Origin of the sequence: Denitratimonas organivorans, from assembly GCF_037478135.1 — a bacterium.
GTDB lineage: Bacteria > Pseudomonadota > Gammaproteobacteria > Xanthomonadales > Xanthomonadaceae > Denitratimonas.
The window spans coordinates 45389-67616 of sequence record NZ_JBBHDV010000006.1 but is presented as its reverse complement, the minus strand read 5'-3'; the positions used below and the strand labels follow the sequence as shown (position 1 = coordinate 67616).

At 65.1% G+C, this 22228-nt stretch carries 15 protein-coding genes; 8 read left to right on the top strand and 7 right to left on the bottom strand.

What is annotated here, in order from left to right:
• Positions 1 to 123: 123 nt before the first annotated feature.
• The 4 genes from WDB66_RS08040 to WDB66_RS08025 form a co-directional block, all read right to left on the bottom strand.
• Positions 124 to 1089 carry a DUF6923 family protein gene (locus WDB66_RS08040; RefSeq protein ID WP_339398030.1) on the bottom strand — a complete coding sequence of 322 codons (966 nt, stop codon included), beginning with the start codon at positions 1087 to 1089 and terminating at the stop codon, positions 124 to 126.
• A gap of 280 nt (positions 1090 to 1369) precedes the next feature.
• Positions 1370 to 1606, bottom strand: coding sequence for a hypothetical protein (locus tag WDB66_RS08035; protein ID WP_339398029.1), 237 nt, complete (start codon positions 1604 to 1606; stop codon positions 1370 to 1372).
• Positions 1607 to 1687: 81 nt separating this feature from the next.
• Positions 1688 to 4543, bottom strand: coding sequence for a DNA mismatch repair protein MutS (gene mutS, locus WDB66_RS08030; protein ID WP_339398028.1), 2856 nt, complete (start codon positions 4541 to 4543; stop codon positions 1688 to 1690).
• A gap of 94 nt (positions 4544 to 4637) precedes the next feature.
• Positions 4638 to 6191 carry a TerC family protein gene (locus WDB66_RS08025; RefSeq protein WP_339398027.1) on the bottom strand — a complete coding sequence of 518 codons (1554 nt, stop codon included), beginning with the start codon at positions 6189 to 6191 and terminating at the stop codon, positions 4638 to 4640.
• 166 nt (positions 6192 to 6357) lie between these two features.
• Here WDB66_RS08025 and WDB66_RS08020 point away from each other — a divergent pair, with 166 nt between their 5' ends.
• From WDB66_RS08020 to WDB66_RS08000, 5 genes are all read left to right on the top strand, one after another.
• Entirely contained in the window at positions 6358 to 8034 is a 1677-nt protein-coding gene (locus WDB66_RS08020) for an ABC1 kinase family protein (protein WP_339398166.1), read from the top strand.
• Between the two features lie 320 nt (positions 8035 to 8354).
• Positions 8355 to 8627, top strand: coding sequence for an Asp23/Gls24 family envelope stress response protein (locus WDB66_RS08015; protein WP_339398026.1), 273 nt, complete (start codon positions 8355 to 8357; stop codon positions 8625 to 8627).
• Entirely contained in the window at positions 8624 to 9589 is a 966-nt protein-coding gene (locus WDB66_RS08010; RefSeq protein WP_339398025.1) for a cytochrome c, read from the top strand. The genes WDB66_RS08015 and WDB66_RS08010 overlap by 4 nt, the downstream gene beginning before the upstream one ends.
• A complete protein-coding gene (locus tag WDB66_RS08005) occupies positions 9586 to 11268 on the top strand; it encodes a cbb3-type cytochrome c oxidase subunit I (protein ID WP_339398024.1) in 1683 nt (560 codons plus the stop codon). Before WDB66_RS08010 ends, WDB66_RS08005 begins: the two co-directional genes overlap by 4 nt.
• A 203-nt stretch (positions 11269 to 11471) precedes the next feature.
• Positions 11472 to 13604 (top strand): S9 family peptidase, encoded by a 2133-nt coding sequence (locus WDB66_RS08000; RefSeq protein WP_339398023.1) that lies wholly within the window; start codon positions 11472 to 11474, stop codon positions 13602 to 13604.
• Between the two features lie 86 nt (positions 13605 to 13690).
• Here WDB66_RS08000 and WDB66_RS07995 read toward each other — a convergent pair whose 3' ends face one another.
• A complete protein-coding gene (locus WDB66_RS07995) occupies positions 13691 to 14188 on the bottom strand; it encodes a hypothetical protein (RefSeq protein WP_339398022.1) in 498 nt (165 codons plus the stop codon).
• A gap of 626 nt (positions 14189 to 14814) precedes the next feature.
• Between WDB66_RS07995 and miaA the strand changes: the two genes are divergently transcribed.
• Complete coding sequence (gene miaA, locus WDB66_RS07990) at positions 14815 to 15780, top strand: tRNA (adenosine(37)-N6)-dimethylallyltransferase MiaA (protein ID WP_339398021.1); 966 nt, start codon at positions 14815 to 14817, stop codon at positions 15778 to 15780.
• A gap of 71 nt (positions 15781 to 15851) precedes the next feature.
• On the opposite strand, the gene WDB66_RS07985 is transcribed toward miaA, so the two are convergent.
• Positions 15852 to 18044, bottom strand: coding sequence for a M3 family metallopeptidase (locus WDB66_RS07985; RefSeq protein WP_339398020.1), 2193 nt, complete (start codon positions 18042 to 18044; stop codon positions 15852 to 15854).
• Between the two features lie 526 nt (positions 18045 to 18570).
• On the opposite strand from WDB66_RS07985, the gene thrS reads away from it, so the two are divergent.
• Both thrS and infC read left to right on the top strand, forming a co-directional pair.
• Positions 18571 to 20481 carry a threonine--tRNA ligase gene (gene thrS, locus WDB66_RS07980; protein ID WP_339398019.1) on the top strand — a complete coding sequence of 637 codons (1911 nt, stop codon included), beginning with the start codon at positions 18571 to 18573 and terminating at the stop codon, positions 20479 to 20481.
• Between the two features lie 42 nt (positions 20482 to 20523).
• Complete coding sequence (gene infC, locus WDB66_RS07975) at positions 20524 to 21045, top strand: translation initiation factor IF-3 (RefSeq protein ID WP_339398165.1); 522 nt, start codon at positions 20524 to 20526, stop codon at positions 21043 to 21045.
• Positions 21046 to 21154: 109 nt separating this feature from the next.
• Here the strand turns inward: infC and WDB66_RS07970 are convergent, their stop codons facing one another.
• On the bottom strand, positions 21155 to 22147 hold the full coding sequence (locus WDB66_RS07970) for a hypothetical protein (protein WP_339398018.1): 993 nt from the start codon (positions 22145 to 22147) through the stop codon (positions 21155 to 21157).
• Positions 22148 to 22228: the final 81 nt, after the last annotated feature.

The following is a 22228-nucleotide window of genomic DNA, read 5'->3' as shown; positions in this document are numbered from 1 at the left end:
CAAGGGAGCACGTCGCGTAACTTCACAGCAGCCAGCCGTGCTGCCGACACGGGCGCAAGCCCCAGCGATGATGGGCTTGCGCCGTTTCCGCGTCCCGGGAGGAGCATTCGGCTACGGTCGGGATTACAGGGGCGACTCGAATCCATCGGCAAATACATCATCGGATAGGCAGTGACTGGGGATGGCGCCTTCGAACTCTCCCAGCGGGTTGTTCTGAACCAGTGGCGTAAAGGCGCCGGTGTCGAGATCGAAGGTGCCGAACTGGTTGGTACCCGAGCCGGTATAGATGAAGGCGTAGAGCGTGTCATCGGTGTGGTCGAAGTCCATGCCCTGCGCAAAGTTCGCGGCCAGGCCGTGCACGCCGATCTGCGTGCCGGCTCCGGTCGCGACGTCGATCGAGTAGAGCGCGTCATCAGAGATGTTGTGCCCGTACATCCGACCCTGGCAGCTGATGGCGATGTCGATGAAGAGGGTGCCGGTCGCGTCGGTGGGTGCTGTCATCTGACCGATCAGGGTCAGCGCGCCGGTCGTCAGATCCAGCGTGTACAGGCGAGAGGTGGCAGGCGAGCCGCCGGCGGCGGAGAAGTACGCCACGTCGGTGATGGGGTCGATGCTCAGGCCCGTGGCGCTATCGCCTGCGGCCAGCCCCGATAACCCGGCCACGATCGTCGCGGCCCCTGTGGTGGGGTCGATGGTGAACAGTGTGGAAGGGTTGATGTCGGCGGCGGACCCGCTGATGCCGTAGAGAGTGGTTGCATCGGCACTGAAATCGAGTGCGAACAACGAAGGCTGCTGGGTCTGGCCGATGGGCGTCTGGGTGGAGAAATCCGAAAGGGTGAAGCTGTACAGAGTGTTGGCCGGCCGCGGGGCTTGTCCACGCATATCAAGCGTATAGGCGATGTTCCCGGGTGCACCCAAGGCGCGTGTCGCGGCAGCGTGCGCCGGCGGCTCGGCCGCGTTCAGGCATTGCTCGGCGTAGCCGTCCGGTGCACTGTCGGCGCTGTTGGCCAGCCCGCCACAGTCCAGCATCCCTGCATGGGTAAAAGAAGCCAGATGCAGCAGAACGAAGCTGATCGCGAAACGTGTCATGGGTATCTCCGATGGGTGGATGCCGTGGCTGATGCGAAGGCAAGCGCGCTGTGACGCGATCGTGCCCGATGGGATTCCAGTGGCGAACTGCGTGCAACTGAATATACACGCGAACAGGAAGCGCCTCTGCGCTTCGATGGTCGGGAGCTGTCCAGACTCGTCGACGGAGCTCGGAGCATTCGGCCCACGCAGGCGATCAATTCCCACCGGATGGCTGCATCTGGCGCACGAGCGCCACGAGCTGACGCTGGAGGAAATCGCACTGGTGGAGGGCGATGGATCAGTCTCCCGGATACCGCTGCAGGATCACTGCGGAATCGTGTTGATGGGCGTGATCCAGTTCAAAGAGCCCCATCGATGCCAGGTCAGGTGAGGTGTGAATTGCAATCTGGCCAACAACTTGAAATTTGAGCACATCAAATTTCAGTTTGGCGGTTCCTTCATGCAGGTTCTTCAGGCGCGAAGGGTGGCTTGCTGGCACATCGGTTGTGCACCGCCGGGACGAATGCTTCGTCACAACGCCGTCTGGCGGTGCAGTGCTGGCCCCGGCGTGGCCTCATGCCGTGTCACGGGGGCGAGGCAGACGATTGAGAGACGCTCAGATCATCTTTTTCAGCCGATAGAGCAGGTCGTGCGCATCACGCGGGCTCATTGCATCCGGGTCGATGCCACGCAGCAGTTCTTCCACCGGCGAGGGGGTGGGTGGGGCGAACAGACCCATTTGCGGTGAGGCTGGTTGCGGCGAGGTGCTGGTCGGGGAATCGGGTGCGGCTGGCGGGTTGTCGAGGTTGGCGGCCATACCCGATTCCAGTTGCTGCAGAGTGACGCGGGCCTGGGCGATCACGGATTTCGGCAGGCCGGCGAGCGCCGCCACCTGCAGGCCGAAGCTGCGGTTGGCCGGGCCGTCTTTGACCGCGTGCATGAAGACCAGCGCGTCGCCATGTTCGACCGCATCCAGATGCACATTGGCGATGCCGCTGGGATGGCCTTCGGCGTTGGCATCGGCGAGCGCGGTCAGTTCGAAATAATGCGTGGCGAACAGGGTGAAGGCGCGGTTGTGGTGGGCCAGATGGCGGGCGCAGGCTTCGGCCAGCGCGAGGCCGTCGTAGGTCGATGTGCCGCGCCCGATTTCGTCCATCAGCACCAGTGAGTGCGCGGTGGCGTGGTGCAGGATGTAGCTGGTTTCGCTCATTTCCACCATGAAGGTGGATTGGCCCTTGGCCAGATCGTCACCGGCGCCGATGCGGGTCAGGATGCGGTCGATCGGGCCGATACGTGCGCTGGCGGCCGGCACGAAGCTGCCGATGTGGGCCAGCAGCACGATCAGCGCGTTCTGGCGCATGTAGGTGCTCTTGCCGCCCATGTTGGGGCCGGTGATGACGAGCATGCGGCGCTCGGGTGTGAGGTGCAGGTCGTTCGGTTCGAAGGGTTCCTCGCGCACCGCTTCCACCACCGGATGGCGGCCGCGTTCGATGCTGATGCCGGGTGCTTCGGTGAGTTCCGGGCGGGACCAGTCCAGCGTCAGCGCGCGTTCGGCAAAGCAGCACAGCACGTCCAGTTCGCTGAGTGCGGCGGCGCAGCGTTTGAGCGGTTCCAGCTCGATGTTGAGTGCGTCGAGCAGTTCCTCGTACAGCAGTTTTTCGCGTGACAGGGCGCGTTCGCGGGCGCTGAGTACCTTGTCCTCGAAGCCTTTGAGCTCCTCGGTGATGTAGCGCTCGGCGCCGGTCAGGGTCTGGCGGCGGGTGTAATGCACCGGGGCCTTGTCGGTCTGACCCTTGCTGATCTCGATGAAGTAGCCGTGCACGCGGTTGTAGCCGACTTTCAGATTCGGGATGCCGGTGGCGGCGCGTTCGCGGGCTTCAAGTTCGATCAGGAATTGATCGGCGTTGGTGGCCAGCTGGCGCAGTTCGTCCAGTTCCCCATCGAAGCCGTCGGCGATGACGCCGCCGTCGCGCAGCAGTACCGGCGGCTGCGCCATCACGGCGCGGGCGAGCAGGTCGGCGTTGGCGTCGTGTTCGCCCAGTTGCGCGGCGAGGCTGGAAAGGCGGGGGGAGTCGATCAAAGCTGGGCTTTGCTCCCTCTCCCCCATCGCCGATGGGGGAGAGGGTTGGGGTGAGGGGGGCTTTTGATGTTGTTGGGAAGAAGCACTCGCGCCTGCGGCGCTCGCCTCCTCACCCCAACCCCGCTTCGCGCCCGGCCCGCCGACTTGCATGTCGGCGGGCGCTCGCAGGCTCGCAGCTTCGCTGCTCGAAAGCCCTGCTCCCCCCCCGCCAGCAGGGGAGAGGGAGCCGAGCAGGGTGCGGATCGCGGGCAATGCGGCAAGGCCATCGCGCAGTGTGGAAAGGTCGCGCGGGCGGGCCGAGCGCAGGGCGACGCGGGCCAGGATGCGTTCCAGATCGCCGAGGGCGCGGAAGTGTTCGCGCAGGCTTTCGAAGCGGCCGCTGTCCAGCAGGGTCTGCACCGCGTGGTGGCGTTCGCGCAGTACGCGCTGGTCACGCAGTGGGCGGTGCAGCCAGCGCCGCAGCAGGCGCCCGCCCATCGGCGTGATGCTGGAATCGACCACGCCCAGCAGGGTGTGGCGCAGGTTGCCGTCGGTGCGCGAATCCAGTTCCAGATGGCGGCGCGTGGCGGCGTTCATCGCGATGCCGTCGTCGGCCGATTCGAAGGCGATAGAAGACAGATGCGGCAGGCGTTGCTTCTGGGTTTCTTCGACATAGGCCAGCAGCGCGCCGGCGGCGGCGGTGGCGCGTGGCCGCTCTTCCAGCCCGAAGCCGGAAAGATCGTGTAATTGAAAGAAGCGCAGCAGCTGGCGGCGGCAGGCGTCGGCATCGAACAGCCACGGCGCACGGCGGCGCACGCCATCGCGGCTGGTGAGCCAGTGCGGGGCGCCGTCTTCGTCCGGCAGCAGCAGTTCGGCCGGTTCCAGTCGTGCCAGTTCAGCCGCGAGGGCGTCTTCGTCGGCCACTTCGTTGACCAGAAAACGTCCGGAAGCCAGATCAGCCCAGGCCAGCCCGAAGCCGTCGCGGGCTGGTGCGACCGCCATCAGCAAGGTGTCGCGGCGTTCGTGCAGCAGGGCTTCGTCGGTGACGGTGCCGGGCGTGACGATACGCACCACGCGGCGTTCCACCAGCCCCTTGGACTGGGCCGGATCACCGATCTGTTCGCAGATGGCGACCGATTCGCCCAGCGCCACCAGCCGCGCCAGATAGCCTTCGTAGGAATGCGCCGGCACCCCGGCCATAGGGATCGGCGCGCCGCCGGAACTGCCGCGCTGGGTCAGGGTGATATCCAGCAGCCGCGCGGCCTTGCGCGCATCGTCGTAGAACAGCTCGTAGAAATCGCCCATGCGGAAGAACAGCAGCACGTCTGCATGTTCGGCCTTGGCCGCGAAGAACTGCTTCATCAGCGGCGTGTGTTCGGCGGCCTTCGCCGGGGAGGCGGCGTTCCTGGACATCGGGATTCCTGCAAGGGTGGGTGAAACCGGACCGGCCATGGTAACCGGCCCACCCTGTGCTGGCGGCAGCGGACGGCGTGTCAGCGGCCCGGCATCATTCCTGTTCGTCGCTGGCCGGGGTCATGCGTGCCAGCCCGACGCGGCGGCGCTCAAGCGAGAGCACTTCCAGAGTCCAGTCGCCGGAACGGACGCTGTCGCCGACTTCCGGCAGGCGTTCGAGCAGGTGCAGGAACAGGCCGGAAACGGTGACATAGGCCGGGTTGCGTTCCAGCGCGATGTCGGTGGCGCGTTGCAGGTCTTCCATCGACATCGAGGCATCGACGATCCAGCTGCCGTCTTTCTGCTTCTCGGCGCCGTATTCGGCATCGCGGGTGTCGGCCAGATCGCCGGCGATCGCGGCCAGCAGGTCGTTGGCGGTGACCAGGCCTTCGACACCGCCGTATTCGTTGACCACCACGGCCAGCGGGATCGGGTGCTCGCGGATGCTTTCCAGCGCCTGCAGCGCGGTGGTGGATTCGGGCAGCGTGACCGGCTCGCGCAGGTATTCGGCCAGTGACAGCGACTTGCCGGAGAGTACGCCGGAAAGCAGATCGCGGCTTTGCACCACGCCCTGCAGGTTGTCCAGATCGCCATCGCAGACCAGCAGGCGGGTGTGCGGGGATTTGATCAGGCGTGCGGTGGCGTCTTCCAGCCCGCGCCGGCTGTCGATCCACTGGATGTCCGGGCGCACCGTCATGACGCTGGCGACCGAGCGTTCGGCTAGGGTCAGCACGCTGCGGATCATGTCGTGTTCGGCGGCTTCCAGACCGGGTTCTTCACTGGCATCGGTGCTGTCGCTGGCCGGCTCGCCTTCGCTGCCGGCTTCCGCCGGGCGCGAGCCAAGCAGGCGCAGCACCGCATCGGCGGTGCGCTGGCGCAGGGGCAGCTTGCGTTCGGCCTTGGTGCGGTTGTACTGCGACCACTGATTGAAGATCTCGATCAGGATCGAGAACGCGATCGCCGCGTACAGGTATCCCTTCGGAATCTTGAAGCCCAGGCCTTCGGCCACGAGGCTGAAGCCGATCATCAGCAGGAAGCCCAGGCACAGGATCACCACCGTGGCGTGACGGTTGACGAACTCGGTCAGCGGCTTGCTCGCCAGCATCATCGTGGCCATCGCGATGATGACCGCGGCGTACATCACGCCGAGTTGATCCACCATGCCGACCGCGGTGATCACCGAATCCAGCGAGAACACCGCGTCCAGGATGACGATCTGGGTGACAACCACGCCGAAGCTGGCGTAGACGCGGTTGCCGGTTTCTTCGTGGTCGCGTCCTTCCAGACGTTCGTGCAATTCGGTGGTGGCCTTGAACAGCAGGAACAGGCCGCCGCCCAGCAGGATCAGGTCGCGCCCGGAAAACGGGTGCCCCAGCAGCGAGAACAGCGGTTTGGTCAGCTGCATCATCCACGACAGCGTGGCCAGCAGCACCAGCCGCATCAGCAGCGCCAGGCTCAGGCCGATCAGGCGGGCCTTGTCGCGTTGGTGGGGTGGCAGCTTGTCTGCCAGGATCGCAATGAAAACGAGGTTGTCGATGCCCAGGATGATCTCGAGGATCACCAGGGTCGCAAGACCCATCCATATGGTTGGGTCAGATAGCCATTCCATGTGCGTATTCGGGCTGCCGTGGGGCCCCTATCTTCCCAGCACGGCCGGGCAGGCGCCAGCACCGGGGCAAATTTATGCCAGCAAGCGGTGAGCGCGCGTGTCACGCGGAGCCCATGACCGGGATAAGCTCGCAACCCTGGTGACAAGGAGTCCGGGCATGTCGATGTTGTGGGATGCGTTGAGCGCGGTGCGTGATCTGGGCCGGGTGCAGGAGATTGCTGCGGTGCTGATCCGCTACGGCTTCGGCGATGTGGTGCAGCGCGTCGGCATGGCGCGGGTGCTGGAACGCGCCGGCCGCGTGCTGCACTGGCACGGCCGCACCGAAGACCTGCTGGAACTGTCGCCGCCGCAGCGGGTGCGGCGCGTGCTGGAGGAACTGGGCCCCACCTTCGTCAAGCTCGGGCAGGTCATGGCCACGCGCGTGGATCTGATCACGCCCGAATGGATCGCCGAACTGAGTCGCCTGCAGAACGCGGTGCCGGCGGTGCCGTTCGACAAGATCCGCGAACAACTGACCCAGGATCTGGGCGCCGATCCGCACGAGGTGTTCGACCAGCTGGAGGAAAAGCCGCTGGCCGCCGGCTCGCTCGGGCAGGCCTATCTGGCGAAACTGGAGGACGGCACGCGCGTGGTGCTGAAGGTGCGCCGGCCCGGCATCCGCCCCACGATCGAGGCCGATCTGCGTTTGCTGGCGCGTCTGGCCGAGATCGTCGAAGCCGAAATGCCGGACCTGAAACGCTACCACCCGCGTGATGTGGTGCGGCAATTCGCGATCTCGCTGCGGCGCGAGCTGGATTTCGCCGCCGAATGCCGCAGTGCCGAACGCATCATGCAGAACTTCGACGAGCACCCGGAGATCGAAATCCCGCGTGTGCACTGGCAATACGTCGGCGAGCGGCTGAACGTGCAGGATTTCATTCCCGGCATCCCCGGCAGCCAGATGCACCGACTGGATGGCGCCGGGCTGGATCGCCACGAACTGGCCTGCACCGGGGCCGCGACGATCCTGAAGATGGTGCTGGAAGACGGTTTCTTCCACGCCGATCCGCATCCGGGCAATGTCTTCTTCCTGCCGGAAAACCGTATCGCGCTGATCGATTTCGGCATGGTCGGGCGGCTTTCCACCGAGCGCCGCTACCAGATCGCGCGGCTGCTGCACGGCCTGGCCACGCAGCAGGTGGATGCGGTCGCCGACGTGCTGCTGGACTGGAGCGGCAACGCCGATATCGACGAAGACCAGCTGACCTGCGAGATCGACGCCTTCATCGACAACTACCGTGGCGTGCCGCTCAAGCATCTGGGATTCGGCCGGATGCTGGCCGACATGACTGCTGTGTTGCGCGACAACGGCCTGACCCTGCCGCCGGATCTGGCGCTGATGCTGAAGGCGTTCGTGACGCTGGAAGGCATGGCGCGCGAGCTGGACCCGGATTTCGACATGGCGGCGGTAGCCGAACCTTTCCTCGGCGCGGCGCTGCTGGAACAGTATTCGCCGCTGGTGCTGGCGCGGCGTGGCTGGAACCTGTTTTCCAATGCGCTGGATTTCGTTTCCGGGCTGCCCAAGGATCTCAAGCAGATCCTGCGTGCGGCGCGGCGCGGGCAATTCCAGGTGCAGGTCGAAGTGACCTCGCTCAAGCGTTTCGGCGATCAGCTGGATCGCGCCGTCAGCCGCCTGACCGTGGGTCTGGTGACTTCGGCGCTGATCGTGGGTTCGGCCATTGTGATGAACATCAAGGGGCCGATATCGTTGTCCAGCGTGTCCAGTTTCGGCGTGCTGGGCTTCATCGGTGCCGCAATCGGCGGGGTCTGGGTGCTGGTGTCGATCCTGCGTGGTGGGCGCTGAGCCACGCGCCATCGGCATGTCCGTTTTTCCTCCCCGCAGGGAGGACGGTTTTCCATACGCAAGTCCGGCTGATGTGCGGCAATGATTGTGGCGGCGATGAGGCTTTTCCGACCGGGTCCCCGCATCCGGATCGCGGCCAAGCCCGCTTCAACACGCATCTGATCGGCGCTCGCTGCCCCTCGCGCCTGCCCGCTGCTTGACATTTGTCAAGGCCTTCGCGGCGTACGCGCCGTAGCGTCGAGACACAAGGGAAAACGAACACTGACCGGGCTGCTGGCGGCTACCGCCACGCACCGAGGGTTGCTTCGTGGGGAGGGGGCATGTCTACACGCATCATGGATTTGGGGCTGTCGGTTTTTGCCAGTGTCGCAGCGTTGTTGCTGTCCTGGCCGTACTGGAGGGATTTCGAATACTGGGCCGAGTCGCGCTGGGCCTGGCTGATCTACTTCGTGCTGGGCTTCGTGTTGGCGGTGTACGTGTTCTACGTGTTCCTGATCGCGCTGCGCACGCTGTTCGAACACGATGAATTGGAGCGTGCCGAGCTGATCGAGGCCGCGCGCCGCGCCGATGGAAACGGGGAGGGCCGGCCATGAGCTGCAAGCCCGGACAACCCTGCCACGAAGGCCGGCTGCGGCGGATGGCGCTCGGGGTGCTGAGTGCGATGGCGCTGATCTTCGTATTGCTGTCGGTGGCCTCGTTCCTGGATTCGCGCGGGCAGGTGATCCCGGCCGACGTGAGCTACGGCGAGTTCGGCGCGGTCGAGGGCAGGCGCGTGTTCCAGGCCTACAACTGCATGGGTTGCCACACCCTGTTGGGCAATGGCGCCTACCTCGGCCCGGACCTGACCAATATTTACGAACTGGCCGGGCCGGCCTGGCTGGAAGCCTTCATGCCTTCGGCGCGCGGTTGGCCGACAGCGGCGGCGGTGCAGGTGCAGTTGCAAAAGCCCGAGCAGATTGCGGCCACCGGCATCGATTCGATCGATGAATACCTGGCGCGATATCCCGCTGCTGCCGAACGTGTCGCGCGGCGTGGCGGCGGCAGCACCCATATGCCGAACCTGCGCTTCCGCCCCGGCGAGGTGGGCAAGCTGATCGCGTTCCTGCGTTACACCTCGATGATGAATACCGAAGGCTGGCCCCCGCCGCCCAAGGTGGACGGGCTGGCGTTCGCGCTGGCCAGTCCGATGCCCGGCGCTGCCGTCGCGGCCACCGTGACCCCCGATGCGGTAGCCGCGGCAGCGCCGGAGGATCCGGTGGCGATGGGAGAAAGGCTGGTGGCCGATTTCGCCTGCACCGCCTGCCATGCGACCGATGCCGGCACCTTGATCGGCCCGGGCTGGGGCGGCCTGCACGGTTCGCAGGTGACGCTGGACGACGGCCGCCAGGTGCTGGCCGACGATGCCTATCTGGCCGAGTCGATCCGCTTTTCCGATGCCGCGCTGCGGGCCGGTTTCGCCGCCGGCACGATGCCCAGCTATGACGCGCTGCTTTCCGCCGAGCAGGTCGACGCCATCGTCGCCTATCTGCGCACCCTGTCGGGAGAAGCACAATGATCCAGTACCAGACCCAGCGCCTGAGCATGCGCTTCTTCATGCTGATGCTGGTGCTGTTCGCGCTCCAGGTCGGCTTCGGCCTGCTGATTGCGTTGCAGCACATCGATCCGTCGCTGCTGGAAGGCAGGCTCAACTTCAACATCGCACGGTCCGAGCATCTGAACCTGGGCATCATCTGGATCCTGGCCGGTTTCATCGGCACGATCCTGTTCGTTGGGCCGCTGCTGTCCAAACGCGAGCTGGCGGCACCGTGGATGATCAAGTTCCTGTTCTACGCGTTGCTGGCGGTGACGATCTGGAATGTCGTGGCGCAGGGTTTTGCGCGCGAGGGCATCGCCGGCTGGTGGATGGGGCAGCCGTGGATCCATGAGGGGCTGGAGTATCTGGAGGCCGGGCGGGCGGCCGACATCGTCATCCTGATCGGTTTCTCGATCCTGGCTTACGTGGTGCTGCGCACCTTCCCGCCACGCAAGGACTGGAACGAGATCCACTGGGCGCTGGCGCTGGGCGTGATCGCGCTGACACTGGTGTGGATCTTCGGGCTGTTCTTCATCGAACGCCAGGATATGAGCGAGTACTTCCGCTGGTACGTGGTGCACTACTGGGTGGAAGGGGTGTGGGAGGTGATCCACATCGCGCTGGTCGGCTTCCTGCTGGTGCTGCTGTTCGATGCCAAGGTCAAGAGTGTGGGCTACGCGGTGTTCTGGGGTGTGGCGCTGGTGTGGCTATCGGGGCTGATCGGCAATGCGCACCATTATTTCTGGATCGGCACGCCGGAATTCTGGCAGTTCTGGGGTTCGCTGTTCAGCGCGCTGGAGCCGCTGCCGCTGATCTTCTGCTTCTGGCACGTCTACCTGGATGCGCACCACGACCGGCGACCGCTGAAGAATGCGCCGGCGTTCTATTTCATCCTGGGTTCGGTGGTGCTCGAACAGGTGGGCGCGGGCATCCTGGGTTTCACCATGACCTTCGCGCTTACCAACGTCTGGTCGCACGGCACCTGGGTGACGCCGGCGCATGCGCACCTGGCGCTGTTCGGCACCTTCGGCATGCTGGGGCTGGCGGCGGCCTACTATGCGGTGCCGTTGATGCGCGGCGTCGAACGCTACGACGAGCGCATCGGCAAGCTCGGCTTCTGGCTGGTGTTCGTCGGCATGCTGGGCATGGCGTTCGCGTTCGCGCTCGGCGGCACGGTGCAGGTGTTCGCCTATCGCACGCTGGGGCTGGACTGGTTCGGCGGCGATGTGTTCCCGGCGATGAACTTCTTCAAGATGCTGGTGCCGCTGTTCGGCGCGCTGTTCACCGTCGGGGCCGGGGTGATCGTCTGGGACCTGCTCACCATCGGCCATCGCCGCGTGCGGCCTGCAAGCGATGCGTACGCGCCGCCGCGCGCTGCCGTCGCCACCGGTTGGGGACGGACGTTGACCAGGTATGAGAGCAGCCTGTGGCTGGCGAGCATGTGGTTCTTCGGTGCGGTCATCACGCTGGGATTGCTGAGCTTCAATCTGGCCAGCGTCCAGGCCGGCGATCCGACCCTGCCCTACGTGCTGGCCTGGGTGGGCTATCCGGGATTGCTGCTGGTGACCTTGCTGTTTGTCTGGCGCTTCCTGGCCTCGTTGGAAACGCGTGTCGATCAGCCGGCACGGGAGGCGTTGTTGCCGATGCATCCTGCGGCCTGACAAGGGGGGGGATCCGGCCGGGTGTCGTTTGCGGACGAACCCGCAGCCCGGGTCACGGTGCCGCCGTTCCCGACTCGGACGGGAGCGGCGGCAGCGCTTTGCATGCCGTCTTGCGCGTACCCGTCCACGGTCGTGCACATCTGCCGCTGTTACGATCCCGGTCCTGTTGCCGGCATGACGGCGGATTGATTCGGAGGCGGAAGATGCGGAAGGCGGGCGCGTGGTGGCTGGGAGGCTGGTTGGTGCTGGCGGCTGCATTGCCGCTCAGCGATACGGCAAGGGCGGATACCGGCGCGGTTGACGGCAAGACCGCGATCACGCATGAGGCGCTGTGGCTGATGCCGCGCGTGTCGCCGGCGGTGATCAGCCCGGATGGGAGCCGGGCCGTGGTGCCGGTGCTGGAGCCGGCCTATGACCCGGACAAGCAGTACAGCGATCTGTGGCTGCTGAGCACCGACGGCAGTGCGGTGCCGCGCCGCCTGACCGGCGGACAGGGCAGCGAGAACACGCCGGTGTTCAGCCCCGACAGCTCGCGTCTGGCCTTCGCCGCACGCCGTGCCGGTGATGAGGCGCAGCAGATCTACGTGCTGGATCTGGATGGCGGCGAAGCGCGCCGCATCACGCAGATTTCGACCGGTGCGCGGGCGCCGCAGTTTTCGCCCGATGGCAGCCGGATCCTGTTCGTCAGCGATGTCCATCCGGGCGTGCGCGACGATGCCGAGCAGCGCCGCATCATGGACGAAGAGAAGGCGCGTGATTACAGCGCGCGGGTCTATACCGGCTTCCCGATCCGCAGCTGGGATCGCTGGATCGGTGAGCGCGTGCCGCAGGTATTCGTGCAGCCGCTGGAGGGTGGTGAGGCGAAAAATCTGCTGGCCGGCAGCGAGCTGGTGCAGTCACCCGGTTACGGCGGTCGCGGCGGGCTGGGCACGCAGGAACTGGATCCGGTCTGGGCGCCGGATGGCAAGTCGGTGCTGTTCGTGGCCAGCCGCAACCGCCATCGCAGTGCTTATTCGTTCACCCATCTGGACATCTGGCAGGTGTCGCTGGACGGAGGCGAGCCGCGTCGCCTGACCGGCCGCGATGGCGAAGAGCCGGACGATGGCTACAGCACGCTGCGTTTCTCGCCTGATGGCAAGCGCCTGTTCGCGCTGCTCGGGCCGCGCACCGATTCAACCTACAACGCCACCCGTCTGGTGCGTTTCGACTGGCCCTCGATGCGGCCGCGGCGCGAACTGGAAATGGAACTGGGGCGTTCGATATCCAGCTATGTGATCGCGCCGCCATCGGGCGACGAAGCGCTGGTGTCCAGCGAGATCGACGGCCAGGAAGCGGTGTTCCGTGGTGGTTTCGATGGCGCAGCCGCGCGTCTGGTGGCACGCCCGGAGCAGGGGCTTTACAGCAATCTGGTACTCGGCGGCAGCGGCCGCAACGCGGTGCTGCTGGGCACCCATGAAAGCGCCACACGGCCACCGGAAATCGTCCGCATCGATCCGGTCCGCGGCCGCCACCACGCGCTGACTGCGTTCACCGCAACCCGTGCTGAGGCGCTGGATCTGGCGCCGCTGGAGCATTTCTGGGTCGAACGCGATGGCCGCCGCATCCACAACATGCTGCTGCGCCCGCCCGGTTTCGATCCGGCCAAGAAGTATCCGCTGCTGGTGCTGATGCACGGCGGCCCGCACACCATGTGGCGCGATGCCTGGGTGCTTCGCTGGAACTACCACCTGCTGGCGGCGCCTGGTTACGTGGTGCTGCTGACCAACTACACCGGCTCGACCGGCTTCGGTGAAGAATTCGCGCGCGGCATCATCGGCGATCCGCTGCGCGGTCCGGCGCTGGACATCAACGCCTCGGCCGATGCCGCGATCGCGCGTTTCGACTTCATCGATGGCGAGCGCCAGTGCGCCGGTGGCGCCAGTTACGGCGGCCATCTGGCCAACTGGATGCAGGGCACGACCGAGCGCTACCGCTGCCTGATCAGCCACGCCGGGCTGGTGAATCTGGAAGCGCAATGGGGTACCAGCGACGTGGCCTGGTCGCGCGAGGCCTCCTTCGGTGGTCCGGTTTGGGAGCAGGGCGAGGTCTGGCGCGAACAGAATCCGATCCGCCTGGCCGCCAACTTCAAGACCCCGACGCTGGTGACCTTCGGCGAAAAGGATTTCCGCGTGCCGATCAACAACGGCCTGGAATACTGGACCGCGCTGCAGCGTCAGCAGGTTGAAAGCCGACTGGTGGTTTTCCCGGATGAAAACCACTGGATCCTGAAGGGGGGCAACAGCCGCTACTTCTACACCGAAGTGCATGACTGGCTGGCGCGGTGGTTGGGGGAATGAGGTTTCCTCTCTCCCGCACATGCATGTGCGGGAGAGGGCCTGCTCCGGACACCGCATCAAGTACGGAGCAGGCTTTGGTCAGGGCGTCAGGATGAGGGCTTCTGCTTCGCCAACGATTCGAGCAGCCGAAGTGCGGGTAAATCCTTGTCGCGGGATAGCGCACGCTTCACCCGGATCAGGTCGTCAAGACCGAGGATCGGCACCGAAAGATCGTCGGCTTTCAGCTGCACGATGGCGTTCGCGACATCTTCGTAACGCTCGTGCTCGCCGATGAAGCCGAGCATGTCCAGCGGGCCTGCATCGGTCGCGAGCAGTAAATGACCGCCTGCCAGCAGATCGGCCAGGGTCGGATGCAAGGGCGGGATGTGGCCGCGATAGCGGGCGTGCAGCTCCTGCAATGCGGCCAGAAGGCGTTGCGCGTTGGACACATTCACACGGAACAGCGCATCCAGATCGAAGGTCGTCACCGGGGCACCGTGCAATACGGCGGCGACGCCACCGACCACAGCGAACTCAACCTCGTGCCGGTTCAGTGTTTCGATCAGTCGCCGGAAGCTGTTGGTCGTCATCGGCTCGGAAGACACGCAGGAAATCGACGCGTGATTGCAGTTCGTCCAGTCGTTGCCCTGGTGTGAGCGCGCCGAACCAGTTGAGCAGGCCGGATTCTTCGGGCGTCAAGGTGATGGTGGCATGGTGCGGCATGAGGGGATGGTATCAGGTGGTGGATTCAGCACGCACTGCAACGCCATGCGGGTGGGCGCGTCTATGGTACAGCGCTGTGTGAACCCGAGCGTTTCCACCGTTGTGAAAGTGGCGTATGCGTTGGGGCTGAAGATCCGTTTCCAGCCAGTCTGACGGCCAGTCTGAGTGCGGGCAGCAAGGTAAGCAGCCGACTACGCTCCGCCGATGGTGTGTTCTCGCTCGGCCGGTGGCAATGCGCGTGGGCGGCCGAATACTTCCAAAAAACCAGACTCTGATTGCGCGGAGTCCAAGGCTCAGGTAGCTGTCATGGAATGGACATGTGCCTGAGTCAGTGCATTGCACAACGCAGGGTCGACTCAAACGCGAAGAACAATGCGCCGAGCCTCCTGCCCGATCACCGCTCGCGGGTATTCCCGCAACGGGTGCTGGCTACAGCATGCTGCGTAGGCTGGTCGCTCCGGCGCGTGACCGGGTAGGCTCGCGCACTGGATTTCCCCGTGTGCCGAGCATGTCAGCCGATCCGTTCCAGCATCGCATCGATACCCGCCCGCCAGCGATCGCGCTGATGGGGCCCACGGCCTCGGGCAAGACCGCGCTGGCGGTGGACTGGGTGGCGCGTTTCGGCATGGAGATCGTCAGTGTGGATTCGGCGCTGGTGTATCGCGGGCTGGACATTGGCAGCGCCAAGCCGGATGCCGACACCCTGGCGCGCGCACCGCATCGGCTGATCGATATCCGTGACCCGCACCAGCCGTATTCGGCCGCCGAGTTCGCGGCTGACGCGCTGCAGGCGATGCACGATATCCACGCCGCCGGGCGTATTCCGTTGCTGGTCGGTGGCACCGGGCTGTACTTTCGCGCGCTGCTCGAAGGTCTGTCCGACATGCCGCCGGCCGATCCGGCGTTGCGCCAGGAGATCGAACGGCAGGCTGCCACGCGCGGCTGGCCTGCGATGCATGCGGAATTGGCGCAGGTCGATCCCGCCGCTGCGGCCAGGATCAAGCCCGGCGATGCGCAGCGCATCCAGCGTGCGCTGGAGGTATTCCGTTCAAGCGGCACGCCGATCAGCACCTGGCAGCAGGCTGGCGTGCGGCGGCGTTTCGACTTTCGGGTATTGAAGCTGGTGGTTGCGCCGGCCGCGCGCGAGCTGCTGCACGAACGCATCGCGCTGCGTTTCGACCAGATGATCGAAGCCGGATTCCTCGACGAAGTGCGGGCACTGGCGGCCGATCCGCGCCTGCATCCGGATCTGCCTTCAATGCGCGCGGTCGGTTATCGGCAGGCGTTGGAACATCTGGCCCAGAGCACGCCATTGGCCGAATTCCGTGATCGCGGCATCTTCGCCACGCGTCAGCTGGCCAAGCGCCAGATCACCTGGCTGCGTGCGCAGCTGGATACTCGCTGGTTCGACCCGGCGCGCGATGTGGGCGAGATCGGGAAGGCGGTGGAACAGTTTCTCGGAACGGGAGCCTGATCCATACTGATCAGGCAACAAAAAGGGCGCACCCGAAGGCGCGCCCTTTTCAGCTGCATTGCTGCAATAACTCAGTCGTCTGCGCGGGTGTTCAGGCCACGGCGACGCAGCAGGTGCTCCACATCCGGCTGCTGGCCGCGCCAGTTGATGTACATCTGCATCGGGTCCTGGCTGTTGCCGCGCGAGAGGATTTCGCGGCGGTAGCGGCTGCCGACCTCGCTGTTCAGGCCGCCTTGCTGCTGCACGTAGGCGAACGCGTCGGCGGCCAGCACTTCACTCCACATGTAGGCGTAGTAACCGGCCGAATAGCCGCCGGCGAACACATGCGAGAAGAAGGTGCTGCGGTAGCGCGGCGGCACCGGGGCAAAATCGACGCCGTGCTTGGCCAGAGCGGCCTGTTCGAACGCGGCCACGTCCTCGACGTTGGCATCGGCCGGCAGCAGGTGCCATTCCATGTCCAGCAGCGCGGCGGAGACGTACTCCAGCGTGTCGAAGCCCTGGTTGAAGCTGTAGGCCTTGAACATCTTCTCCAGCAGTTCGGCCGGGATCTGTTCGCCGGTTTCGTGGTGGCGGGCGTAGTTGGCCAGCACGGTCGGGTCCTTGTTCCAGTCCTCCTCGAACTGCGAGGGGAACTCGACGAAGTCGCGGGCAACGGCGGTGCCGGCCAGCGACGGGTAGCGCACCTGCGAGAACAGCCCGTGCACGCCGTGGCCGATCTCGTGGAACATCGTGGTGACCTCGTCGAAGCTCATCAGCGCAGGCTGGCCGTCGACCGGCTTGGGGATGTTCATCACGTTGATGATGACCGGCTTCTGGTCCAGCAGTTGGCTCTGGCCGCGGAAGGAGGACATCCAGGCGCCACCGCGCTTGCTCGGGCGCGCGAAGTAGTCGACGTAGAACAGGCCGATCTGGCTGTCATCGCTGTCAATCACATCGAACACACGCACATCCGGGTGATAGACCGGCAGGTCGGTGCGCTCGCGGAAACTGACGCCGTAGAAACGGTTCAGCGCGAAGAACACGCCGTCGTTGAGCACGCGGTTCAGTTCGAAATACGGCTTCACCGCTTCCGGATCGAAATCGTAGTTGCTGGCGCGCACCTTCTCGGCGTAGTACTCCCAATCCCACGGGGCCAGCTCGAAATCACCGCCGTCGGCCTTGATCGCATCCTGGATCTGGGCGGCTTCGGCCTTGGCGTTGGCCACGGCTGCAGGTGCCAGTTCGTCGAGCATGCCCAGCACCGCTTCCGGGGTGCCGGCCATCTGGTTCTGCAGGCCGAAGGCGGCGTGGTTGGGCTGGCCCAGCAGCGCGGCGCGCTCGGCCCGCAGCTTGGCCAGCTGCAGCACCATCGGACGGGTGTCGCCCTCGCCGTCGCTCATGCCGCGATTGGCCGAGGCCTCCCACACGCGCTGGCGCAGGGCACGGTTGTTGAGTGAGGTCAGCACCGGCTGGCGCGTGGTGTTGGTGATGCGCAGCAGCCACTTGCCTTCGTGCCCGGCATCGGCGGCGGCCTTGGCGGCAGCGGCGATGGCGGCGGCATCCAGACCATCCAGTTCGGCTTCGTTCTCCACGATCACCGAGGCGGCATCGGTCTGCTTCATCAGCGTCTGCTGGAAGGCGGTGGTGAGCTTGGCCTGTTCCTCGTTCAGTTCACGCACGCGCGCCTTGTCGGCATCGGACAGCTCCGCGCCGGCGCGCACAAAGCGCTGGTAGGTCTGTTCGATCAGGCGCAGGGTCTCGCCATCGTGACCGGCATCGGCGCGGCCGTCATAGAGTGCCTTGACGCGCGCGAACAGGCGCGGGTCGAGCATGATCGCATCCTGATGTGCAGCCAGACGCGGCGCGATTTCCGACTGGATGGCGCGGCGCTCGTCATTGCTGTCGGTGCCGACCAGGTTGAAGAACACCTGGCTGGTGCGGGTCAGCAGCGCGCCGGAGCGCTCCATGGCTTCCAGCGTGTTGGCGACGGTCGCCGGTTCCGGATTGGCAGCGATCGCCTCGATTTCGGCCAGATGCTGCTTCATGCCTTCGTTCAGGGCCGGCAGGAAGTGCTCGTCCTGGATCGCGCTGAAGTCCGGTGCCTGGAACGCCAGCGTGCTGGCTTCGAAGAGGGGGTTGTTCTGGGTTTGGCCGGCGTCGGTCTGCGCCGTTTCGGTTTCCGTGGCCGGGGCGGTGCTGTTGGCCGGGGCGGTCTCGCTGGAACAGGCCGAAAGGGTCAGTGCCATGGCGATGGCGCCGGCAAGCAGGGTTCTGGATGAGATCATGGAGTCAGCTCGATATGGAATGGATGGAATGGGCCGCGCAACGGCCCTGGAGGCGGGCGCGGCGGGGGGGGGATCTCGGCGACGGGCCGATGCGGCCTGGCGCAAGCGCCCTATTATCCCACACGTGATCCCACACGCTGGCCCGAGCATGCCTGAAGGCGCCAGCGCTGCCATGTGCCAACAGTTGTCCCTTGTGGTCAGGTGCGCTGGCCGTGTCAGTCCGTGCGACAGACCGCACCCGCGTTGACATCGCGGGCCATGGGCGGATAATCACGGGGATCGCGTGCCGTAGCCGGCAACGTCTTCCGAATCAAAGGAGCCCGGCGGGTAATCGCCGGACCAGTGTGCGACATGTCAACCCGGTTCCCGACCTGACCGACATCCCCGCTGTGGCCGGATTGGCCGCCGCCCGACGGATGTCCGCGCTCCGTCCGCACTTTGTGTATTCCCCCCGTTTCCCATCCATCGGGCCGTGTGGCCCGATGTTCCCGGACTTTCCGCCCTGCCGGAAAGTGGAGAATCCCGCATGATCGCCATCACCCTTCCCGACGGCAGCCGCCGTGAATTCGACCATCCCGTTTCGGTGATGGACGTTGCCGCCTCGATCGGCCCTGGACTGGCCAAGGCCACGGTCGCCGGCAAGGTCGATGGCCGTCTGGTCGATGCTTGCGACCTGATCGAATCCGATGCCAGGCTGCAGATCATCACGCCACGGGATGCCGAAGGCGTGGAGATCATCCGCCACTCCTGCGCGCATCTGGTCGGCCACGCGGTCAAGCAGCTGTATCCGGACGCCAAGATGGTGATCGGCCCGGTGATCGAGGAAGGTTTCTATTACGACATCTGGTCCGAGCGCCCGTTCACGCCGGAAGATCTGGCCGCGATCGAACAGCGCATGGCCGAATTGATCGACACCGAATACGACGTGATCAAGCGCATGACCCCGCGCGATGAGGTGATCCAAGTCTTCAAGTCGCGCGGTGAGGACTACAAGCTGCGCCTGATCGAGGACATGGGCCCGGAAGTCACCGCGATGGGTCTTTACCACCATCAGGAATACGTCGACATGTGCCGCGGCCCGCACGTGCCCAACACGCGTTTCCTGAAGGCGTTCAAGCTGCTGCGCACGTCCGGCGCCTACTGGCGTGGCGACTCGCAGAACGAACAGCTGCAACGCATCTACGGCACGGCCTGGGCCGACAGCAAGCAGCTCAAGGCCTATGTGCAGCGCATCGAGGAAGCCGAGAAGCGCGACCACCGCCGCATCGGCAAGGCGCAGAACCTGTTCCATCTGCAGGAAGAGGCGCCCGGCCTGGTGTTCTGGCATCCCAAGGGCTGGGCACTGTGGCAGGTGGTCGAGCAGTACATGCGTCGCGTCTACCGCGAGACCGGTTATGGCGAGGTGCGCTGTCCGCAGATCCTGGACGTGGAGTTGTGGAAGAAGTCCGGCCACTGGGACAACTACAAGGACAACATGTTCTTCACCGAGTCCGAGAAGCGCACTTATGCGGTGCGGCCGATGAACTGTCCGGGCCACGTGCAGGTCTTCAACCAGGGTCTGCACAGCTACCGCGACCTGCCGATCCGTTACGGCGAATTCGGCTCCTGTCATCGCAATGAACCGTCCGGCGCACTGCACGGCATTCTGCGGGTACGCGGCTTCACCCAGGACGACGGGCATATCTTCTGCACTGAAAATCAGGTTGAAGAGGAGGTGCGGGCCTTCCATCAGCAGGCGCTGCGTGTCTACCGCGACTTCGGTTTCGAGGATATCCAGATCAAGATCGCGCTGCGCCCCGAGTCGCGTCTGGGCGACGACGACATCTGGGACAAGGCCGAAGACGCGTTGCGCAATGCGCTGAAGGCCTCCGGCGTGGACTGGCAGGAGCTGCCCGGCGAGGGCGCGTTCTACGGCCCCAAGGTCGAATACCATCTCAAGGACGCCATCGGCCGCACCTGGCAGCTGGGCACCGTGCAGGTCGACTTCATGATGCCCGGCCGGCTGGGCGCGGAATATGTCGACGAGCACAGCGCGCGGCGCCATCCGGTGATGTTGCACCGTGCGATCGTGGGTTCGATGGAGCGTTTCATCGGCATCCTGATCGAACATCACGCCGGGCTTCTGCCGAGCTGGCTGGCGCCGGTGCAGGCGGTGGTCATGAACATCACCGACGCGCAGGCCGATGCCGTGGAATCGATCGGGAAAGCCCTTGCAAATCAAGGCTTCCGGGTCGCGACCGACTTGAGGAATGAGAAGATCGGCTATAAAATCCGCGAGCATACGCTGCAGCGGGTGCCCTATCTTCTGGTGATCGGTGATCGCGAGAAGGAAAACGGGAGCGTCGCAGTCCGTACGCGCTCGGGGGAAGATCTGGGGTCGATGTCACCGGAAGATTTTGCCGCGCGGCTGCGTGCCGAACAGGAGCCGTTCGTCTGAGATGGCGGGCGGACACACAATCCAACCAATGAGGATGCCTACATAAATACCGACAAGCTGAACCGGAGAAACGGCGATATCCGCGTGCTGCAAATGCGCGTGATCGGCGCCGATGGCGAGATGCTCGGCGTGCTTTCGCGCGACGAGGCCTTGGGCCTGGCTGAAGAGGCCGGACTGGATCTGGTCGAAATCCAGCCCAATGCCGATCCACCGGTCTGCAAGATCATGGACTTCGGCAAGTTCCGCTTCGAGCAGCAGAAGAAGGCCTCCGAGGCCAAGAAGAAGCAGAAGCAGGTCGAGATCAAGGAAGTCAAGTTCCGCCCGGTGACCGACTCGGGCGACTACCAGATCAAGATGCGCAATATGCGCCGCTTCCTGGCCGAGGGCGACCGCATCAAGGTCGTGGTCCGTTTCCGTGGGCGTGAAATGGCGCATACCGAGCTGGGCATGGCGATGACCCAGCGCATCGAGGCCGATCTCAAGGACGACGCCGTCGTCGAGCAGCGCCCGAAGATGGAAGGGCGGCAGATGATCATGATGATCGCGCCGAAGAAGAAGGCCTGAGCCTCCGGCGGCGGGAACTGCTCCTGCCGCAAGCCCTGCCGCCGCACCCGTAATGCAACGAGGCGCCCGATGGGCGCCTCGTTCGTTTCCGTCTGCGGGAAAAGATCCGTCAGGACTGTGGCGGTTGCGGCATCGCCTGCGGCTCGGCCGTGCGACGCGATACGAAGCCCGCGGCCTTGTCCTTCAGTTCACGGAACTTGCCGGAAGTCGATTCCAGCTTGCCGGCCCATTCCGGATTCGGCTGCTGGCCCTCGATGGCCTTGAAGTAGCACTGCAGCAGCGCGGCCATCGCGAGCGGATCCACCAGCGCGGCCTTCAGGCCCCAGGCCGTGATCGCGGCCAGCGCGAAGGTCCAGAAACCGCCCACCGACGGCACCAGCGTGGCCAGCGCGGCCACCGGCAGGAACACGATCAGGAAGATGCCCAAGGTCGCGCCCCAGACGATCAATGTCAGCCACAGCGCGTTCTTCAGCAGGTTCTTGTAGTTCTGCGCATACAGCACCAGACCATCACGCGCGCCGGCCCAGGGGTTCTCGATCTTGTGGCGGATGTTGTAGGCCAGGATCACTTCGTCGACATAGGTCAGCGACATCGTGATGACGTTGCCGGCGAACTTGGCCACGCCTTCGATACCGGGAATCGGCAGGAAATTGGCCACCCGCATCATCACCCGGTTGAAGGCGCGCAGGATGCCGGCCACCAGCCGGTCGACACCGAACAGCACCGAGGATTCGATGAAGCGTTCCTTGACCACCGAGGTGGCGTAGTCGATCTGGCCGCGACCGCCGGGAATGGACTTGCCCTGCAGCAGTTCGACCAGCACTGCGATATGCCCGGCCTTGACCAGATACAGCAGGTATTCGCGTGCCCAGTACATGACGCCGCTGATCACGCCCACGCCGACCAGCGCCCCCCAGAAGGCACCACCGGCCGCAGCGTCAACTCCGCCGGCACGACCGATCACCCAGCCCACCCCGCTGCCGCCACCGATGCCGATGACGTACGCCAGCGTGATGCCGGCATATACCAGCATGCGCAGCAGCAGGAACGGCAGGGTACGCAACAGCAGGCCGAGCACCTGCGCCAGATTGAAATCCCACATGGTCGAATGCCCTCATCAGTGTTTAGTGACAAACAGTGGACGATACGCGGCAACGCAGGCAAACCGGACATCGGGCCGGTC

Bases quoted from the DNA above. Each gene is read 5' to 3' on its own strand.
- WDB66_RS08040 (WP_339398030.1), bottom strand. From the start codon at position 1,089: ATGACACGTTTCGCGATCAGCTTCGTTCTGCTGCATCTGGCTTCTTTT.
- mutS (WP_339398028.1), bottom strand. From the start codon at position 4,543: ATGTCCAGGAACGCCGCCTCCCCGGCGAAGGCCGCCGAACACACGCCG.
- WDB66_RS08025 (WP_339398027.1), bottom strand. From the start codon at position 6,191: ATGGAATGGCTATCTGACCCAACCATATGGATGGGTCTTGCGACCCTG.
- WDB66_RS08015 (WP_339398026.1), top strand. From the start codon at position 8,355: ATGTCTACACGCATCATGGATTTGGGGCTGTCGGTTTTTGCCAGTGTC.
- WDB66_RS08010 (WP_339398025.1), top strand. From the start codon at position 8,624: ATGAGCTGCAAGCCCGGACAACCCTGCCACGAAGGCCGGCTGCGGCGG.
- WDB66_RS08005 (WP_339398024.1), top strand. From the start codon at position 9,586: ATGATCCAGTACCAGACCCAGCGCCTGAGCATGCGCTTCTTCATGCTG.
- WDB66_RS08000 (WP_339398023.1), top strand. From the start codon at position 11,472: ATGCGGAAGGCGGGCGCGTGGTGGCTGGGAGGCTGGTTGGTGCTGGCG.
- miaA (WP_339398021.1), top strand. From the start codon at position 14,815: ATGTCAGCCGATCCGTTCCAGCATCGCATCGATACCCGCCCGCCAGCG.
- WDB66_RS07985 (WP_339398020.1), bottom strand. From the start codon at position 18,044: ATGATCTCATCCAGAACCCTGCTTGCCGGCGCCATCGCCATGGCACTG.
- thrS (WP_339398019.1), top strand. From the start codon at position 18,571: ATGATCGCCATCACCCTTCCCGACGGCAGCCGCCGTGAATTCGACCAT.
- WDB66_RS07970 (WP_339398018.1), bottom strand. From the start codon at position 22,147: ATGTGGGATTTCAATCTGGCGCAGGTGCTCGGCCTGCTGTTGCGTACC.